The sequence below is a fragment of the Vibrio sp. 1249-1 genome, assembly GCF_033340495.1.
The window spans coordinates 1-539 of sequence record NZ_JAWOWJ010001075.1 but is presented as its reverse complement, the minus strand read 5'-3'; the positions used below and the strand labels follow the sequence as shown (position 1 = coordinate 539).

The following is a 539-nucleotide window of genomic DNA, read 5'->3' as shown; positions in this document are numbered from 1 at the left end:
ACGCCTATAGCAATCAGTCATCGTTTTCCTACGATGTGGTGGCAAACCTGATACAGGAGACCAGTCCCTCTGGTAACACACACTCCTACAAGTACGACGGCTTCCATCACCGGACACAAACGACCGATCCCCTCGGGAAGGTCACGCAGGTGCTCTACAAGGATACCGGCGATGTTTACCGTGTCTCCGACCCTCGTTCGCGCCTGACCTACTACAGCTACAACGGCTTTGGCGAAGTGACCCAGGTCCGGAGCCCGGACACCGGCACCACCGACATTACCTATGACGAAGCCGGTAACGTGGCAACGCGCAAAACGGCCAAGGGGCAAACCACAAGCTACAGCTATGACGCGCTGAACCGGATCATCGAAACCTCCAGCGATGTCGCTGGCGAATCGCCAATTCTGTACGGGTACGACGAAGCAACCTCACCATACGGCATAGGCCGCTTGACCTCAGTCGATGATGGCAACGGTGTCCGGAGATTTGGCTACACCCCCGAAGGATGGCTGGCTTACGAAACCTGGGAAACCCACGGG

General features: G+C 57.1%; 1 pseudogene. It reads left to right on the top strand.

Annotated features, from left to right (window positions below):
- Positions 1-539 (top strand): annotated as a pseudogene (locus R7Z50_RS30550) (hypothetical protein); the annotation flags it as partial.